Here is a 13,860-nt window from a genome sequence, read left to right as displayed (position 1 = left end):
CTAAGGGTTAATAGTCAGGGCTACGCTACGGCGTGCCGAGGAGATTCGTCCATGGCCAAATGTCGCAGCTTCTTGGCTGACGTGAGGGGTGACGTCGCCTCAGTTTCGTTCGACGCCTTTGGCATGTCGGGATTCGAGCTGGTGGCGTCTGTCGTAGGGTCTCTGGCCTGGCCGGGCGCTCCGGCCGGTGCCATTTCGAGGGTTGCAGTCAATGCCGAGGACCTGGGCACCATGTCGGTGTACTCGTCGGTGTACACGACGCCGCCGAAACTGCTGTCCACGAGGCCGGTTGAGCTGCCCGGTCTCCCGGGCGGTGACCAGTTCCTCAAGAACTCGCTGTTGCCTGTTTTGAAGGCAAGGGTAGAGCAGCAGGCAGACAAGGACGGGGGAGCCGCGTGCACCCCCGGCAGCCCTGTGCCTCCGGGCATGTGTGGTTTTGTGTCGATCACGTGACTCGTATGAGAACAGTAGTGATCACGAGGACCCGCGCCGAAGCGCTCGCCGTCGCTCATCGCGTCCCGGCCGAAGGGAGGGCGCGCCGAGATTCCCTGTCCCCCGAAGAGGCCGCGCGGGCCGCACTCGCGCCCGGCGGGCCGCACCCTCTGAGGAGACCGATGGAACGCAACCTGCCTCTTGCCGCGGCACATGCGGCACATGCGGCAACTCGCTCACCGGGCCGGTGGTCGCCGATCGGCGAACGAGGACATGTCGCACAGATGCCCCCGCACGCCTGCGGTGCCCCACGCCTGACGTAGGCATCGGCCTGCGAGCCGACGCGCAGGACACGGCAGTTCCCCTGAGCTCCTCGGCGACATGCCGGTTACTCACGTGGCCCGACATGGGCCGAAACGGTCGAGATCAATGCGAGTGCCGTGCCCCGAAGGTCCGGGGCACGGCAGGCGGCGTCAGCGGATCAGACCCTGTCGACTCAGTTGGGCGGCGTGATGTCGAAGAAGGGGCTGCAGTTGGCGGGCCAAGGCCGCGTCGCCATGGTGCCCGGAGGCGGGAAGACGGTGCACGTGCTCTGCGCTATGCGGGAGTGCGCGTTGAGGACAGTGACATGCACGGTCGTCCCCTCGTCGGGCGCAGCCAGAGTGATGTCGACCAGGCGGCCGAAGTTCCTGGGCAGCCGCGAGGACAGGTCGTGCCATCGTGGCGTCGTCCGCGGGTCCCTGATCAGTACCTTGTCCTCCCGAACGACCCCGACGAACTTGGTCGGCGACCTCTCCTCGTCCTCGGGGTCCCCCTGGAAGGCCGAGTCGATCGCGACAGCGTTGTCGTCGTCCATCCCGCCGGGGAAGGAGCGATTCTTTGCTTTCACGACCTTGGCATCCGCGAGGCCGTGAACGCCGGCGACCGATGTCGTGTGGACGCCGGCAAAGGCTGGCGCTGGAACTGAGAGAGCCGTGAGTGCGCTGGTTGCCGTAGCGGCTAGAGCAAACGCCAGCACGCGTGTGATGCCGAGTGGGTGCGAAGCGCGCCCGCTCTGGTATGGAGCCACGTGTTTCCCCTGTAGATGCCAGATTCGAACGAAAGGGGCCAATAGCTGCCCCTAAATGGTTGCAAATTTGAAAGTACCCCTTCGACGAAGCGATAAAGCGCACACGTTTTTCTATGGAAGGCAAGGATTATCGAAAGACAAACAAAAAGCAATCGTTTCAGATATTTAGCAGCAAATAGGGGGAGGCGTGCATATTTGCGCACGATGATCCCGGACAGGGCGAATGAGCTCCGGGACTGCATGTACGGGCACAGACGCGACGGCCCGCCCCCTGCCTGGCGGGCCGGGTTCGACCTGGGCGGCCCCGTCCACACCGTCTCCGACCAGATGCCGTCTGCTCACCCTGGCGCTTGCACGAGTTCCTTCCAGCCTCCGGCGAGATCAGCGCGGTGTGTATGGCGCGGCCGGTGCAGCCTGCGGGCCGGTCGATCAATGGCGTGTGGGTGACGACGTGAGCGCGTGCAGCACGGCCACCAGATTCAGCGGATGCACCTGTCGGGCGGCCGGGACGAGACGGACATCGCCCTGCTCGCCGCTCTCCAGGACGCGATCGAGATCAGGAGTCACCACGACGGCTACTCCGCCTCGCGCCCCGAGGGGACGAGCTGCACGCGCGGGTGAAGCGGGCCCCCGGTCGGGCGACGTGACGGCGTCTACGGCGTCTGCGGCCCGGAGTCGAAGGCCGTGTGCGCCAGCTACCAGGACAACGTCGGTGCGACGCCGACCGGCGTCATCGACGAGACGACCTGGAACCTGACCTGGTCATGGAGACCTGCGTAGCTGCCCGCTCGACTCCCGATGCCCGAAGACGCCTAGAAGAGCACGACCCCCGTGAACGTGGTCAATGTCGCAGCCCACAGCAGCCAGCCTGCGAAGAAGTCCTTGTACTGACTTCGGAACAGGCCCACCAGTCCCGCACCCAGAAGAAACACGCAAACCAGCAGGAACCCGACGGGCACGCCGAGGGCCAGGCTACTGAACGCCAGCAACATCAGCGAGCCGACCCCGGTCAGGAACAACCCGGCTGCGACGTGCACTGCCTTGCCGATCGCCACGACGGCACTCCTTGATCCACGAACAAGACGAAATCGCGATGAGAAGCACAGCGGCGTCAGATATCCGCGCCTCGCCGATCAACAGCCTACAGATGTGCCGTCCCCAGCGAACTGGGCCCCCATCTTTCCGCACCGTCGCAGCCCCCGCCATGGCCCAGGACCTGGCCGCCGACCACACCCAGATCCAATGGACGATCGCCGCCTACACCCTCACCCTGGGCACGGGCCTCATCACCGGCGGACGCCTCGGAGACCAGCACGGCCGCAAGCGCCTGTTCACCATCGGACTGACCGGCTTCATGACCACCTCGGCCCTGTGCGCCCTGGCAGCCGACCCCGGCATGCTCATCGCCATGCGAGCCGGGCAAGGACTGACCGCAGGAATCATGGTCCCGCAGGTGTTCGGCATCATCCGGGCCACCTTCCCCCCGGGCGAGCACGCCAAGGCCTTCGGCGCCTACCGAGCAGTCCAGGGCCTCGCCTCGGTCGCCGGACCACTGCTGGGCGGCCTGCTCGTCGACGCCGACCTGCTCGGACTGGGCTGGCGCACCATCAGAACACAACCGGCCGAACCGCATGGCAGACCGGCCTGGTGATCCTCCCGTACGCCCTCGGCTCGATCATCACCTCCGGCCTCGGCGTCGCCCTCGCCACCAAAGCAGGCAGAACGCTCCTCATCACCGGCTCACTCACCATCGCCGCATCCCAGCTCGCCCTGTGGTCCATCATCAAAGACGGCAACCAACCCGGCTACTGGCCCCTCGCCCTCGCACTGCTCGCCGGCGGCCTCGGACTCGGCCTCGCCGCACCCATCCTCGTCAACGTCGTCCTGGCAGGCGTCCCCGGACGCAACGCAGGCGCCGCGAGCGGGGTCCTGTCCACCGTCAACCAGATCGGCGGCGCGGCCGGCATCGCCGTCCTCGGCACCATCTTCTTCACCACCGCCACCGCCACCCCACCAGCCGCCACACCACCGGCGCTGCCCGCCTACAGTCACGCGCTCAGCATCGTCCTGATCGCCTCCACCGCGCTCTACCTCATCACCGCACTCGTGATGCTCGCACTCCCGAAAACCACAACCACGAACACCCCATAGAGACGACCCCCAGACGGGGGAGCGGGAACCACACCACGAACCCGACCCCCGTCAGCACCCAACCCACCCACCACCCCTTACAGTGTCACCGGTGAAGATCAGAGAAGGCCGCCCAGGCGACGACGCCGTCCTCCTGACCATGTTCGACAGCGCCGTGCAATGGCTCGTCAGCCAGAACCGCACCGGCCAATGGGGCACCCGCCCCTTCACCGGCGACCCCCGCCGCACCCAGCAAGCCGCCGACTGGCTCGCCGGCGGCGGCATGCGCATCGCCGAGATCGACGACCAACCAGCCGGCTGCATCGTCGTCGGCGACGCCCTGCCCTACGTCACCCCCGCCACCGAACCCGAGCTCTACGTCCAGGTCCTCGTCATCGACCAACGCCACGCAGGACGATCCGTCGGACGACACCTCCTGCAATGGGCCCTGCAAGAAGCCCGCGACCGCGGCCTCGGACTCGTCCGCGTCGACTGCTACGCCGGCGACGACGAACGCCTCGTCTCCTACTACGAAAGCTGCGGATTCACCCGCGACCAGCCCTTCACCGTAGGGGAGTGGCCCGGCATGATCCTCTGCCAACGCCCCTGACCCCAGGGATCACACCAGCGACAACTGAGCCACCGACGGCCCCCGACCCACCGGCTCCGGCGCACCGCACCGCATCCCATAGACCCGGCACAACTGCGCGATCTGCCCCGTGATCCGCTGCTCATAGCCGGGGGAGGGGAACCCCGCCCGATCGTAGAGCTCCTCATAACGCTCCACCAGATGCGGATGCGCCCCAGCCAACCACCGCAAATACCACTGCCGCGTCCCCGGCGGCAACCGCAACACCACCGGCTCCACCGCCACCGCCCCCGCACCCGCGATCCGCCGCACCGTCGCCGTCAACTGATCAGCCGCATCACTCAGCAACGGCAACACCGGAGCCATCAACACCCGGCACTCCACCCCCGCCTCCACCAGCGCCGACACCAACTCCAACCGCGCCTGCGCCCCCACCGCACCCGGCTCCACCGCACGCCTGATCCGCTCGTCCACGAACGCGATCGACACCGCCACCCGCGCACCCGCCCGCGCCAGCACCTCCGCATCCCGCAACACCAGCGCACTGCGCGTATACACCGTGAACGGCACCCCCGCCGCCCCCAGCGCCGCCACCACCCCCGGCATCAACCGATACCTCTCCTCAGCAGGCTGATAACCATCGCCCGCCACCCCCACCGCCAGCGGCTCGCCCTCCCACCGCCCCAACTCCGACCGCAACCGCTCCACCACATTCGCACGGACCACGATCCGCGCATCGAAATCAGCCCCCGCATCCAACCCCAGCCTGCGATGACCCGCCCGCGCCCCACACCCCAGACACGCATGCGCACAACCCCGATAAGGCGAAACCGCCCACCGCTCGACGATGCCCGCACTCCCAGGCACCCGCTCGATCACCGTACGGGCCTGCGTCTCATAAAAACCGTCACGCACCACCGCGCGCCGCTCGATCAGCGGCCGCTCATCGACCGCCTCGACAAGCGCCAGCGCATCCCAACCCACCCAACCAGTGGAACACGCATTCGACTACCTTTTCAAGCGGAACCCGCAACACCCACACCCCGAAGGAACCCCCATGGCCTGGATCCTGCTCGCCCTCGCCATCGCCTCCGAAGTCCTCGCCACCACCGCACTCAAACTCAGCAACGGCCTCACCCACATCGGCTGGACCATCGCCGTCGCCACCGGCTACATCACCTCCTTCGTCCTGCTCGCCCGCGCCCTCAAACTCCAACTCGACATGGGCACCGCCTACGCCATCTGGTCCGGCGCCGGCACCGCCGCCATCGCCCTCATCGGCGCCACCCTCATGGGCGAAACCCTCACCCCCCTCAAGATCAGCGGCATCCTCCTCATCATCGGCGGCGTCATCGTCCTCAACCTCGCCGGCAGCCACTGAACCCCACCAAAAACGCATTGAACACCCCCCACCCCCTCCCTACACTGCCCCCGTGCTCACACCCGAATACCCCCTCACCACCCCCCGCCTCCACCTACGCCCCTTCACCCCCGACGACCTCGACGCCCTCCACGCCTACGAATCCCGCCCCGACGTCACCCGCTACCTCTACTGGGAACCCCGCGACCGCCAAACCACCCGCACCTCCCTCGACAAAAAAATCACCCGCCACACCCTCCACGACGAAGGCGACGCCCTCGACCTCGCCATCACCCTGCGCACCACCGGCCAACTCATCGGCAACGCCCTGCTCATCTGGACCAGCACACAACACCGCCAAGGCGAAATCGGCTACGTCCTGCACCCCGACCACCACGGCCACGGCTACGCCCCCGAAGCCACCCGCCCCCTCATCCACCTCGGCTTCACCCAACTCGGCCTCCACCGCATCACCGGCCGCCTCGACGCCCGCAACAAAGCCTCAGCCCGCGTCCTGGAAAAACTCGGCATGCGCCACGAAGCCACCCTCGTCGACAATGAAATCGTCAAAGGCGAATGGACCAGCGAAACCATCTACGCCATCCTCGAAACCGAATGGACCCCATGACCGTCCTCCACCACCTCGCCCTGCAAACCGACTGGCAACACGCCCAGCAAGCAGGGGAGTACCGCATCTCCACCCTCGGCCACACCCTCGACGACATCGGCTTCATCCACCTCAGCCACGACCACACCCAACTCCGCACCGTCCACGACACCTACTACACCGCCGTCACCCAACCCCTCCTCGTCCTCGACATCGACCCCACCGGCCTCGACATCCGCACCGAGAACGGCTACCCCCACCTCTACGGCCCCCTCCCCGTCACCGCCGTCACCGCCACCCACCCCTACGCCCCCTGACCACCCGTCCACCCCATCGCCCGCAACAACCGCAACACATGCGGCGGCGTCCCCACCAACTGCGTCCGCCCCGCCCGGCACGACACCACCAGCAACCGCGCCCCCTCCACCCCCAGAAAATCCAGCCCGCTCACATCCACCACCAGCGACTCGTCGATCCGCCGCGCCCGCCCCAACGTCTCGGCCAGCGCCACCTGATTCGTCGCGTCCACCTCGCCCACCAACCGGATGATCGACGGACCCGGCATCGGGCAGCACGTGATGCGCAACTGGTGATCGACATAGAGCAGATGGGGGAGGGACGCACGCCCGAGGGGGTCCGGGGTATTCACGACAAAGCCGCCATTCCCGGGCTCTCACATGCCCGGTATCGGAAGGGGGGGGAGTGGACCGTGGACCGTGCGGCCGGTGACGTACGCCGGGACCGCCGACCCCCCTGGACCAAGGCGGCCCCGCCGAGGCCGGAGGGGTTTCACGCCCCCTGTTCACACACCCGCACCCCGACAGCATAGAGCAGCCGTCCGACCGCCGTGCGTAATCACGGGCATCTCCAGAGCCCCCCGAGCAGCGCTTTTGCGGACGAATTACCCAAACCACACAGAATCCACGTTCTGTACGGTATGAGCAGTTTGTCCGGCTAGAGGCGGTTCACGAAGCGGGAGGCGGCACGCTGGCTCATGCCGGTCTCGCCGCGTACCAGGAAGACGGCTTCCTGTATCTGGCCCAGGGCCTTGAGCTCCCGGGCCTGGTCCACCAGGTCGACGCTGGGGTTGGGGCGATTGCGGGGGCTCTTGGTGAACCGTACGGCCAGAATGATCAGCCAGATGACGGCGGCGACGATGACCGCGGTGAGTGCGACGAGGCCGGCCGTCGAGGCGGCCAGAGCCGGCGGGGCGGCGAGGAGCTGGCTGGACGTCAGGCTGGGCATGGTGGAAATCTGCCCGGCGGGTGACTGTTCATGCGGGGTGTCTTTGCTGCGTCGTGGCGTTGGCTGGTTGCTCGATAATGAACATTATGTCAAGTAGAGCTGATCGAGGGCCTCCTCCGCGCTTCCGGTCGCGGGTGGGTGTGCCGTCGCGGTGGTGGTCGGCTGCGTTCGGCAGCTGCGCGGATCGAACTCGGGTGCGATCGCTGTCGTGCTCCCCGCCGGAGGGTCTGCGCGTACGTGGCGGATGGGCGATCCGCTTCTGGCGCCTGAGGCTCGGCGGCGCGGTTCGGCCTCCCCTTTGCGGATGAGGCCGACGGGCGGTTGTGTCGGCGGCATTACCTTTCGACGGTTGTCCAGCGTTCGTTCGTAGCGCTACTCCCCCGTGCAGGGTGGTCGGGGCGGTGATCGTCTAGCCTTTCGTGCGGCATTGTCGTCGTCTGGGGTGTGGTGATCGGGATGAGCACGGTGTGGTTGTTCACGGGTGACAGCGTGACTCAGGGGGCGTTGCACACGTTCGGGTGGCGTGACTACACGCAGTTGTTCGCCGAGCGGGTGCGGTTCGAGCTGAACCGGCCGTCCGATGTGGTGATCAACACCGGGGTGAGTGGTCAGAAGGTCTCTGAGCTCGATGTGGAGAACGCGGTGTTGCGTCATCGGCCTGATGTGGTGGTGCTGATGTTCGGGCTGAACGACTGTGGGGCGGGGTCGGCGGGTCTTGCGGCTTTTGCCCGTGACTATGCCGCGGTGGTTTCCCGGGTGCGGGAGGCGGGGGCGAAGGTGGTGCTTCAGACGCCGAATCGGGCGCCGGAGTCCGGCTGGGCTGATCTGCCGGCTTATGCCGAGGTGGTGCGCTCGCTGGAGGCGGATGTGCTGGTGGATCATCATGCGGCCTGGGACGGTGGCGAGCATTGGATGGGGTCCGGGTGTCATCCCAATGAGTACGGGCATCGGGCGTTGGCGAGGAATCTGCTGCGGGCGCTCGGCCTGTGGGAGCCGGTGGGGGTGAGTGGGTCTTTGTTCATCCCGTGAGGGGCGCTGGGGTGGTGGGGCCCGCGCTTCTCAGGACGGGATGGGTGGGCACTCGAGGACTTCGATCGAGTTGCCGGGCATCAGGGCGATGTGAGGGTGGTCGCTGAAGAGCTGTGCCGCGTCTTGGTGGGTGTCGGCCTCCACGATCGCGTATCCGGTCTTGGCGTCGGTGAAGTCCTCGATGCCGTGGGTCGTCACCAGTTTCTTGCGGAAGAGTGGTGCTCCGGGGTCGATCAGGGCGTGCTCGTTCTTCTGGGCCCATGCCGCCCATGCGTGCATGAACTCGTTCTGCTGCTGCTCGGTGAGTTCGGCCTTGTCGGCGTTGTCGGCGGCGCCGTTGAGGACGGCGAGGAACTTGGCCATGTGCGGAGGGTAGCTCACGGGCGCGGAGGCGTGGGCTGGGTGCGCGGTTGTTCCTGGTTGATGCGGTTGAGCAGGGGTGGGCTCCAGTGGGTGCCGTAGGTGAGTTGGAGGTGTGGCAGTCGCCAGTCGTCGCCGGTGACGGTTTCCCGGCAGTTGGGTGTGGCGCAGTGGCAGGTCATGGACCAGGTGGCGAGGCCGCTGTGGGTGGCGTAGTCGATGGTGAGCTCTTGGCCGGGGGTGATGTGTGTGCGGGCGGTCAGGGTGGTGGCGTCGGTGTGCCAGAGGTTGGGTTCGCAGGAGTGGTTGCCGTAGCGCGCCGGGTGGTCCGGGTCGAGGAGCAGGTGGAGGTTTTCCTGGACGGTGAGGCTGCTGTAGGGCGGGGTGAGGGTGGCCAGGGTGTGGTTGTCGATCAGGTGGCCGCCCAGCCGCATGACGGTTTCGCCTTCGTGGATGTGTTCGCGGGCGAACAGGCCGGTGCCGTGGATGGGTGAGAGGGTGGCGTGGGCGTGTGGGGTGAGCCAGGACTGGGGTGGATAGGGGTGGCTCGTCATCGGTGGTTCCCTGGGGTTGCTTGTGGGGTTGGTGGGAAGTTTTTTCGGGTGTTTCCGCCTTCATTGTGATCTTGGCGGGTGAATTGGGCATGGGGGTGTGATCTGGGGTTTTGTGGGTGGTGGGGTGGCGCGGCGGGGCTCCCCCGGGGGCTGACGGGGGCTTTGACGGCGTGTTGATTCACTGTCTTTGTCATGTTCGGTGGTTTTAGGGTAGAGCTCCTGCTATTCGCTCAGCGAGAGGAGCAGCACGTGGGGAACCAGTCGGTTTTATGTCCGGTGTGTCAGGGGGTTCTGCCTGCTTCCGACAGGGAGGCGTACACGCCGCTGCGGGGGCGGTTGATCCTGACGAACGGGTATTGCGGGGGTGGGCACGCCGAGCGGCGTGCTGAGGTGGCGGAGGTTGAGGAGACGCGGCAGGTGGCGCGTCCGTTGCCGGTCCCGGGGGTGGTGGCGCCGGTGCCGATGGGGCGGCGCTGAATTCTCTGCTTATCGGTGGCCTGGGGTGGTGTGCCAGTAGTCGCGGGTCTGTATGGCCAGGCCGTCGGGGTTGAAGCGGGCGAAGACGCAGCCCGCGAGGGTGACGGGGTGGCCGTTGTCGAGGGCGTGGACCCGGTATTCGATGGCGGCCTGGTCGCCGTCGACGATGGGGGTGGTGAAGGTGACGTGGGGGTCGCTTTCGCCGGTGAAGGATTGCCGGATGTAGTCGGCGATGGCGTCTTTTCCGTGGTGGGGTGGGCGGAAGGGCATGCTGGTGTGGGTGGCGTCGTCGCTGTAGAGGGCGATGATGGCGGTGGTGTCGTGGTGGGTCCAGCCGTGTTGCCAGGTGTCGGCGAAGTGCTGGGCGGCGGCGCGGGTGTCCATGTGATCCATTGTGGGGTGGGTTGTCCCTTGCGGTGGGTTTCGAGTGGGGTTGCTGGTCGGGGTTGAGGTGTCTCCCCCGCCAGGATTTTTCCGGGCATATCAGGGCAATTTGGCTGCTCAGCCTGGCTTTCTGTGGTGATTTGTCAGCATCGGTGGAAGATTCGTGTCAACATCTAGAGATGCCTGGGCCTTATGGGACTGCCGTTAATGCCGGTACTGGCGGTGTTCGTCCGCTCGCGGTCGGTTGACGCCTCTCCCCTGCCCGCTGCCCTTGACGTCTCAGTGAAGGAAGTTCCGCGTTGCGCATCCTGCTCCTGTGTTCCTCGTTCAACGGCCTGACCCAGCGTGCCTGGCTGGAGCTGCGGCGGGCCGGCCATGATGTGAGCGTCGAGCTGGCGATCTCCGAGCGGGTCATGGTGGAGGCGGCCGAGCTGGTCAAGCCGGACCTGGTCATCTGCCCGTTCCTGAAGGAGCGGGTGCCGGAGGCGTTGTGGCGCGGGCACCGTACGGTGATCATCCATCCGGGGCCGCCCGGGGACCGGGGGCCGTCCTCGCTGGACTGGGCGATCGCCGAAGGCGAGCGCGAGTGGGGGGTGACGGCGCTGCAGGCGGTGGAGGAGATGGACGCCGGCCCCATCTGGGGGTGGCGGACGTTCCCGATGCCGTCGGAGCCGCCGCGCAAGTCGGCGCTGTACAACGGGCCGGTGGCCGACGCGGCGGTGGAGCTGGTGGCCGAGGTCGCGGGCAAGGCGGCCGATCCGTTGTTCGCGCCGGCGCCGCTGGACTACCGCTCCCCCGAGGTGACGGGGCGGCTGCGGCGGCCGATGCGGCACGCCGACCGGGAGTTCTCCTGGGAGCAGCCGGCCGAGGAGATCGTGCGGCTGGTGCGGGCGGCTGATGGGGCGCCGGGCGGCCGGGCCCGGTTGTGCGAATTGCCGGTGCGGGTGTTCGACGTGCACCGGGGTCCCGATCTGGCCGGCGCGCCTGGGGCGGTGGCGGCCCGGCGTGAGGGTGCGGTGCTGGTGCACACCGGTCAGGGAACCGTGTGGGTGGGCCACCTGCGCCTGGAGGCGGGCGCAGAGGCGGGCTCGCAGGTGAGTGGCGTGAAGCTGCCGGCGACGATGGTGCTGGGTGAGCGGCTGGCGGGTGTGGGTGAGCGGGCCGGCTACAGCGAGATCACCTACGAGCGCGGCGAGGAGGTCGGGGTGGTGAGCTTCGACTTCTACAACGGCGCGATGTCCACCGATCAGTGCCGGCGGCTGGCGGCGGCGTTGCGGTACGCGGCGGCGCAGGACACGCGGGTGCTGGTGGTGCGCGGTGGCGAGGTGTTCTCCAACGGCATCCACCTGAACGTGATCGAGGCGGCGCGCCATCCGGAGCTTGAGGCGTGGATGAACATCAACGCGATCAACGCGGTGTGCCGGGAGATCGTGGCGTGCACGTCGCAGCTGGTGGTGACGTCGATCGCGGGGAACGCGGGGGCGGGCGGGGTGATGATGGGGCTGGGCGCCGACCGGGTGATCGTGCGGGAGCCGGTGGTGCTCAATCCGCATTACCGGACGATGGGGTTGTTCGGCAGTGAGTTCTGGACGTACGTGCTGCCGCGGCGGGTGGGGGCGCAGGCGGCGGCTGAGCTGACCGGGCGGGCGTTGCCGGTGGGGGCCGCCGAGGCGGTGGAGCTGGGGCTGGCCGATCGGGTGGCGGGCGGGTCGCGGCAGGAGTTCGAGCGGCGGGTGGTGGACTTCGCGCACCGGCTGGCCCAGGACTCCTCCTACGAGGCGTTGCTGGCGGCGCGGCGGCAGGCGCGGGAGGCCGACGAACGGCGCAAGCCGCTGGACGCCTACCGGGCCGAGGAGCTGGCGGAGATGAGCCGGGACATGTTCGACGACCGCAACGGGTTCCGGGAGGCGCGCCGGGCGTTCGTGGGCAAGGCGCGGGCGCAGGCCACTCCCCCGCATCTGGCGGGTCATCGGGAGCTGTCCGGCGCGTCGGGACCCGGGGTCGCGGCGGCATCTCATATGTGAGATATGGTCGTGTGTTGTGGCAGATGATTACCTTGTGCGGATCGGCCGGCTCATCCGGGATGCGCGTCAGCATCGCGGTTGGACGCAGCTTCAGCTGGCCGATGCGCTGGCGACGAGTCAGAGCGCGGTCAACCGGATCGAGCGCGGCAACCAGAACATCAGTCTTGAGATGATCGCCCGGATCGGGGAGGCGCTCGACAGCGAGATCGTGTCCCTGGGGTATGCCGGTCCGATGCATCTGCGGGTGGTGGGCGGGCGCCGGCTGTCGGGCAGCATCGACGTCAAGACGTCCAAGAACGCCTGTGTGGCGTTGTTGTGCGCGTCGCTGCTGAACAACGGCCGCACGATCTTGCGCAAGGTGGCGCGGATCGAGGAGGTCTACCGGATCCTGGAGGTGCTGGCCTCGATCGGGGTGCGGGCGCGGTGGATCAACGAGGGCAGTGACCTGGAGATCGTGCCGCCGGCCCGGCTGGAGCTGGAGGCGATGGACACCGAGGCGGCCCGCCGTACCCGCAGCGTGATCATGTTCCTGGGGCCGTTGATGCACCGTACGGGGGAATTCCAGATCCCGTACGCGGGCGGCTGCGACCTGGGCACGCGTACCGTCCAGCCGCACATGTCGGCGCTGAAGCACTTCGGGCTGGACATCACCGCGACGGGCGGTTTCTACCACGCCAAGGTGGACGGCGGCGCCGCCCCGGCGCGGCCGATCGTGCTGACCGAGCGCGGCGACACCGTGACGGAGAACGCGCTGCTGGCCGCGGCCCGGCATCCGGGGGTGACGGTGATCCGCAACGCCTCCTCCAACTACATGGTGCAGGACCTGTGCTTCTTCCTGGAGCAGCTCGGCGTGCGGGTGGAGGGCATCGGCACCACGACGCTGACGGTGCACGGGCTGGCCTCCATCGAACGCGACGTCGACTACTCCCCCTCCGAGGACCCGGTCGAGGCGATGAGCCTGCTGGCGGCCGCGGTGGTGACCAGTTCGGAGCTGACGATCTGCCGGGTGCCGGTGGAGTTCCTGGAGATCGAGCTGGCGGTTCTGGAGGAGATGGGGCTCGACTGCGACCGCACGGGCGAGTACTGGGCGGCCAACGGGCGTACCCGGCTGGTGGACCTGACGGTGCGGCCCTCCAAGCTGGTCTCCCCCATCGACAAGATCCACCCGATGCCGTTCCCGGGGCTGAACATCGACAACGTGCCGTTCTTCGCCGCGATCGCGGCCGCGGCGCAGGGCTCGACGCTGATCCACGACTGGGTCTACGACAACCGGGCGATCTACCTGACCGAGCTGACCCGGCTGGGCGCCTCGGTCAAGCTGCTGGACCCGCACCGGGTGCTGGTGGAGGGGCCCACGCGGTGGCGCAGCGCCGAGATGATGTGCCCGCCGGCGCTGCGCCCGGCGGTGGTGGTGCTGCTGGCCATGATGGCCGCCGAGGGCACGTCGGTGCTGCGCAACGTGTACGTGATCAACCGCGGCTACGAGGACCTGGCCGAGCGGCTGAACGCGCTGGGCGCGCGCATCGAGACCTTCCGCGACATCTGATTTTCGTCGGTGGCGGCCGCTACCGTCTCCTCTGCAAGCTGCATGCCTGCGCGC

Annotated in this window: 19 protein-coding genes; 11 read left to right on the top strand and 8 right to left on the bottom strand. The window is 67.7% G+C overall.

Annotated elements, in window-relative coordinates:
- Positions 1–51: 51 nt before the first annotated feature.
- Positions 52–453 carry a hypothetical protein gene (locus ACIBK9_RS10020; RefSeq protein WP_397156747.1) on the top strand — a complete coding sequence of 134 codons (402 nt, stop codon included), beginning with the start codon at positions 52–54 and terminating at the stop codon, positions 451–453.
- A 475-nt stretch (positions 454–928) separates the two neighbouring features.
- Here ACIBK9_RS10020 and ACIBK9_RS10015 read toward each other — a convergent pair whose 3' ends face one another.
- On the bottom strand, positions 929–1,450 hold the full coding sequence (locus tag ACIBK9_RS10015; RefSeq protein WP_397156745.1) for a hypothetical protein: 522 nt from the start codon (positions 1,448–1,450) through the stop codon (positions 929–931).
- A 510-nt stretch (positions 1,451–1,960) separates the two neighbouring features.
- Here ACIBK9_RS10015 and ACIBK9_RS10010 point away from each other — a divergent pair.
- The gene (locus tag ACIBK9_RS10010) at positions 1,961–2,122 is read left to right on the top strand and encodes a hypothetical protein (protein ID WP_397156743.1); all 162 of its coding nucleotides are present in this window, start codon (positions 1,961–1,963) and stop codon (positions 2,120–2,122) included.
- A 191-nt stretch (positions 2,123–2,313) separates the two neighbouring features.
- Here the strand turns inward: ACIBK9_RS10010 and ACIBK9_RS10005 are convergent, their stop codons facing one another.
- Positions 2,314–2,556, bottom strand: coding sequence for a hypothetical protein (locus ACIBK9_RS10005; protein ID WP_397156741.1), 243 nt, complete (start codon positions 2,554–2,556; stop codon positions 2,314–2,316).
- 149 nt (positions 2,557–2,705) lie between these two features.
- On the opposite strand from ACIBK9_RS10005, the gene ACIBK9_RS10000 reads away from it, so the two are divergent.
- From ACIBK9_RS10000 to ACIBK9_RS09990, 3 genes are all read left to right on the top strand, one after another.
- Positions 2,706–3,152 (top strand): MFS transporter, encoded by a 447-nt coding sequence (locus ACIBK9_RS10000; RefSeq protein ID WP_397156739.1) that lies wholly within the window; start codon positions 2,706–2,708, stop codon positions 3,150–3,152.
- Positions 3,149–3,652, top strand: coding sequence for a hypothetical protein (locus ACIBK9_RS09995; protein WP_397156737.1), 504 nt, complete (start codon positions 3,149–3,151; stop codon positions 3,650–3,652). Before ACIBK9_RS10000 ends, ACIBK9_RS09995 begins: the two co-directional genes overlap by 4 nt.
- Before the next feature lie 91 nt (positions 3,653–3,743).
- Entirely contained in the window at positions 3,744–4,241 is a 498-nt protein-coding gene (locus ACIBK9_RS09990; RefSeq protein WP_397156735.1) for a GNAT family N-acetyltransferase, read from the top strand.
- A gap of 9 nt (positions 4,242–4,250) precedes the next feature.
- Here ACIBK9_RS09990 and ACIBK9_RS09985 read toward each other — a convergent pair whose 3' ends face one another.
- Positions 4,251–5,204, bottom strand: a complete 954-nt coding sequence (locus ACIBK9_RS09985) for a radical SAM protein (RefSeq protein ID WP_397156733.1) — start codon at positions 5,202–5,204, stop codon at positions 4,251–4,253.
- A gap of 73 nt (positions 5,205–5,277) precedes the next feature.
- Between ACIBK9_RS09985 and ACIBK9_RS09980 the strand changes: the two genes are divergently transcribed.
- The 3 genes from ACIBK9_RS09980 to ACIBK9_RS09970 are packed head-to-tail and all read left to right on the top strand — an operon-like array spanning position 5,278 to position 6,504.
- On the top strand, positions 5,278–5,601 hold the full coding sequence (locus tag ACIBK9_RS09980) for a multidrug efflux SMR transporter (protein ID WP_358286711.1): 324 nt from the start codon (positions 5,278–5,280) through the stop codon (positions 5,599–5,601).
- Between the two features lie 52 nt (positions 5,602–5,653).
- Positions 5,654–6,208 carry a GNAT family N-acetyltransferase gene (locus ACIBK9_RS09975; protein ID WP_397156730.1) on the top strand — a complete coding sequence of 185 codons (555 nt, stop codon included), beginning with the start codon at positions 5,654–5,656 and terminating at the stop codon, positions 6,206–6,208.
- Complete coding sequence (locus tag ACIBK9_RS09970) at positions 6,205–6,504, top strand: DUF952 domain-containing protein (protein WP_397156728.1); 300 nt, start codon at positions 6,205–6,207, stop codon at positions 6,502–6,504. The genes ACIBK9_RS09975 and ACIBK9_RS09970 overlap by 4 nt, the downstream gene beginning before the upstream one ends.
- On the opposite strand, the gene ACIBK9_RS09965 is transcribed toward ACIBK9_RS09970, so the two are convergent.
- Both ACIBK9_RS09965 and ACIBK9_RS09960 read right to left on the bottom strand, forming a co-directional pair.
- The gene (locus ACIBK9_RS09965) at positions 6,492–6,836 is read right to left on the bottom strand and encodes an STAS domain-containing protein (RefSeq protein WP_352350632.1); all 345 of its coding nucleotides are present in this window, start codon (positions 6,834–6,836) and stop codon (positions 6,492–6,494) included. The genes ACIBK9_RS09970 and ACIBK9_RS09965 overlap by 13 nt on opposite strands.
- Before the next feature lie 305 nt (positions 6,837–7,141).
- A complete protein-coding gene (locus ACIBK9_RS09960; protein WP_352326027.1) occupies positions 7,142–7,432 on the bottom strand; it encodes a hypothetical protein in 291 nt (96 codons plus the stop codon).
- Between the two features lie 456 nt (positions 7,433–7,888).
- On the opposite strand from ACIBK9_RS09960, the gene ACIBK9_RS09955 reads away from it, so the two are divergent.
- A complete protein-coding gene (locus ACIBK9_RS09955) occupies positions 7,889–8,461 on the top strand; it encodes an SGNH/GDSL hydrolase family protein (protein ID WP_397156726.1) in 573 nt (190 codons plus the stop codon).
- Between the two features lie 30 nt (positions 8,462–8,491).
- Here the strand turns inward: ACIBK9_RS09955 and ACIBK9_RS09950 are convergent, their stop codons facing one another.
- The 3 genes from ACIBK9_RS09950 to ACIBK9_RS09940 form a co-directional block, all read right to left on the bottom strand.
- Complete coding sequence (locus tag ACIBK9_RS09950) at positions 8,492–8,824, bottom strand: hypothetical protein (protein ID WP_397156724.1); 333 nt, start codon at positions 8,822–8,824, stop codon at positions 8,492–8,494.
- 14 nt (positions 8,825–8,838) lie between these two features.
- On the bottom strand, positions 8,839–9,375 hold the full coding sequence (locus tag ACIBK9_RS09945; RefSeq protein ID WP_397156722.1) for an SET domain-containing protein: 537 nt from the start codon (positions 9,373–9,375) through the stop codon (positions 8,839–8,841).
- A gap of 486 nt (positions 9,376–9,861) precedes the next feature.
- Entirely contained in the window at positions 9,862–10,236 is a 375-nt protein-coding gene (locus ACIBK9_RS09940) for a nuclear transport factor 2 family protein (RefSeq protein WP_387675235.1), read from the bottom strand.
- A 299-nt stretch (positions 10,237–10,535) separates the two neighbouring features.
- Between ACIBK9_RS09940 and ACIBK9_RS09935 the strand changes: the two genes are divergently transcribed.
- Both ACIBK9_RS09935 and ACIBK9_RS09930 read left to right on the top strand, forming a co-directional pair.
- The gene (locus ACIBK9_RS09935; protein ID WP_397156719.1) at positions 10,536–12,260 is read left to right on the top strand and encodes an enoyl-CoA hydratase-related protein; all 1,725 of its coding nucleotides are present in this window, start codon (positions 10,536–10,538) and stop codon (positions 12,258–12,260) included.
- A 16-nt stretch (positions 12,261–12,276) separates the two neighbouring features.
- Complete coding sequence (locus tag ACIBK9_RS09930) at positions 12,277–13,806, top strand: UDP-N-acetylglucosamine 1-carboxyvinyltransferase (protein WP_352326032.1); 1,530 nt, start codon at positions 12,277–12,279, stop codon at positions 13,804–13,806.
- The last annotated feature ends 54 nt before the right edge of the window (positions 13,807–13,860 follow it).

This window comes from Nonomuraea sp. NPDC050227 (assembly GCF_044459705.1).
Taxonomy (GTDB): domain Bacteria; phylum Actinomycetota; class Actinomycetes; order Streptosporangiales; family Streptosporangiaceae; genus Nonomuraea.
The sequence above is the reverse complement of the archived record's forward strand: the minus strand, read 5'-3'. Positions and strand labels throughout refer to the sequence as shown.

What these genes read in the sequence shown, in the direction of transcription:
- ACIBK9_RS10000 (WP_397156739.1), top strand. Translation starts at nt 2,706, where the DNA reads ATGGCCCAGGACCTGGCCGCCGACCACACCCAGATCCAATGGACGATC.
- ACIBK9_RS09955 (WP_397156726.1), top strand. Translation starts at nt 7,889, where the DNA reads ATGAGCACGGTGTGGTTGTTCACGGGTGACAGCGTGACTCAGGGGGCG.
- ACIBK9_RS09960 (WP_352326027.1), bottom strand. Translation starts at nt 7,432, where the DNA reads ATGCCCAGCCTGACGTCCAGCCAGCTCCTCGCCGCCCCGCCGGCTCTG.
- ACIBK9_RS09980 (WP_358286711.1), top strand. Translation starts at nt 5,278, where the DNA reads ATGGCCTGGATCCTGCTCGCCCTCGCCATCGCCTCCGAAGTCCTCGCC.
- ACIBK9_RS09970 (WP_397156728.1), top strand. Translation starts at nt 6,205, where the DNA reads ATGACCGTCCTCCACCACCTCGCCCTGCAAACCGACTGGCAACACGCC.
- ACIBK9_RS10020 (WP_397156747.1), top strand. Translation starts at nt 52, where the DNA reads ATGGCCAAATGTCGCAGCTTCTTGGCTGACGTGAGGGGTGACGTCGCC.
- ACIBK9_RS09940 (WP_387675235.1), bottom strand. Translation starts at nt 10,236, where the DNA reads ATGGACACCCGCGCCGCCGCCCAGCACTTCGCCGACACCTGGCAACAC.
- ACIBK9_RS09950 (WP_397156724.1), bottom strand. Translation starts at nt 8,824, where the DNA reads ATGGCCAAGTTCCTCGCCGTCCTCAACGGCGCCGCCGACAACGCCGAC.
- ACIBK9_RS09945 (WP_397156722.1), bottom strand. Translation starts at nt 9,375, where the DNA reads ATGACGAGCCACCCCTATCCACCCCAGTCCTGGCTCACCCCACACGCC.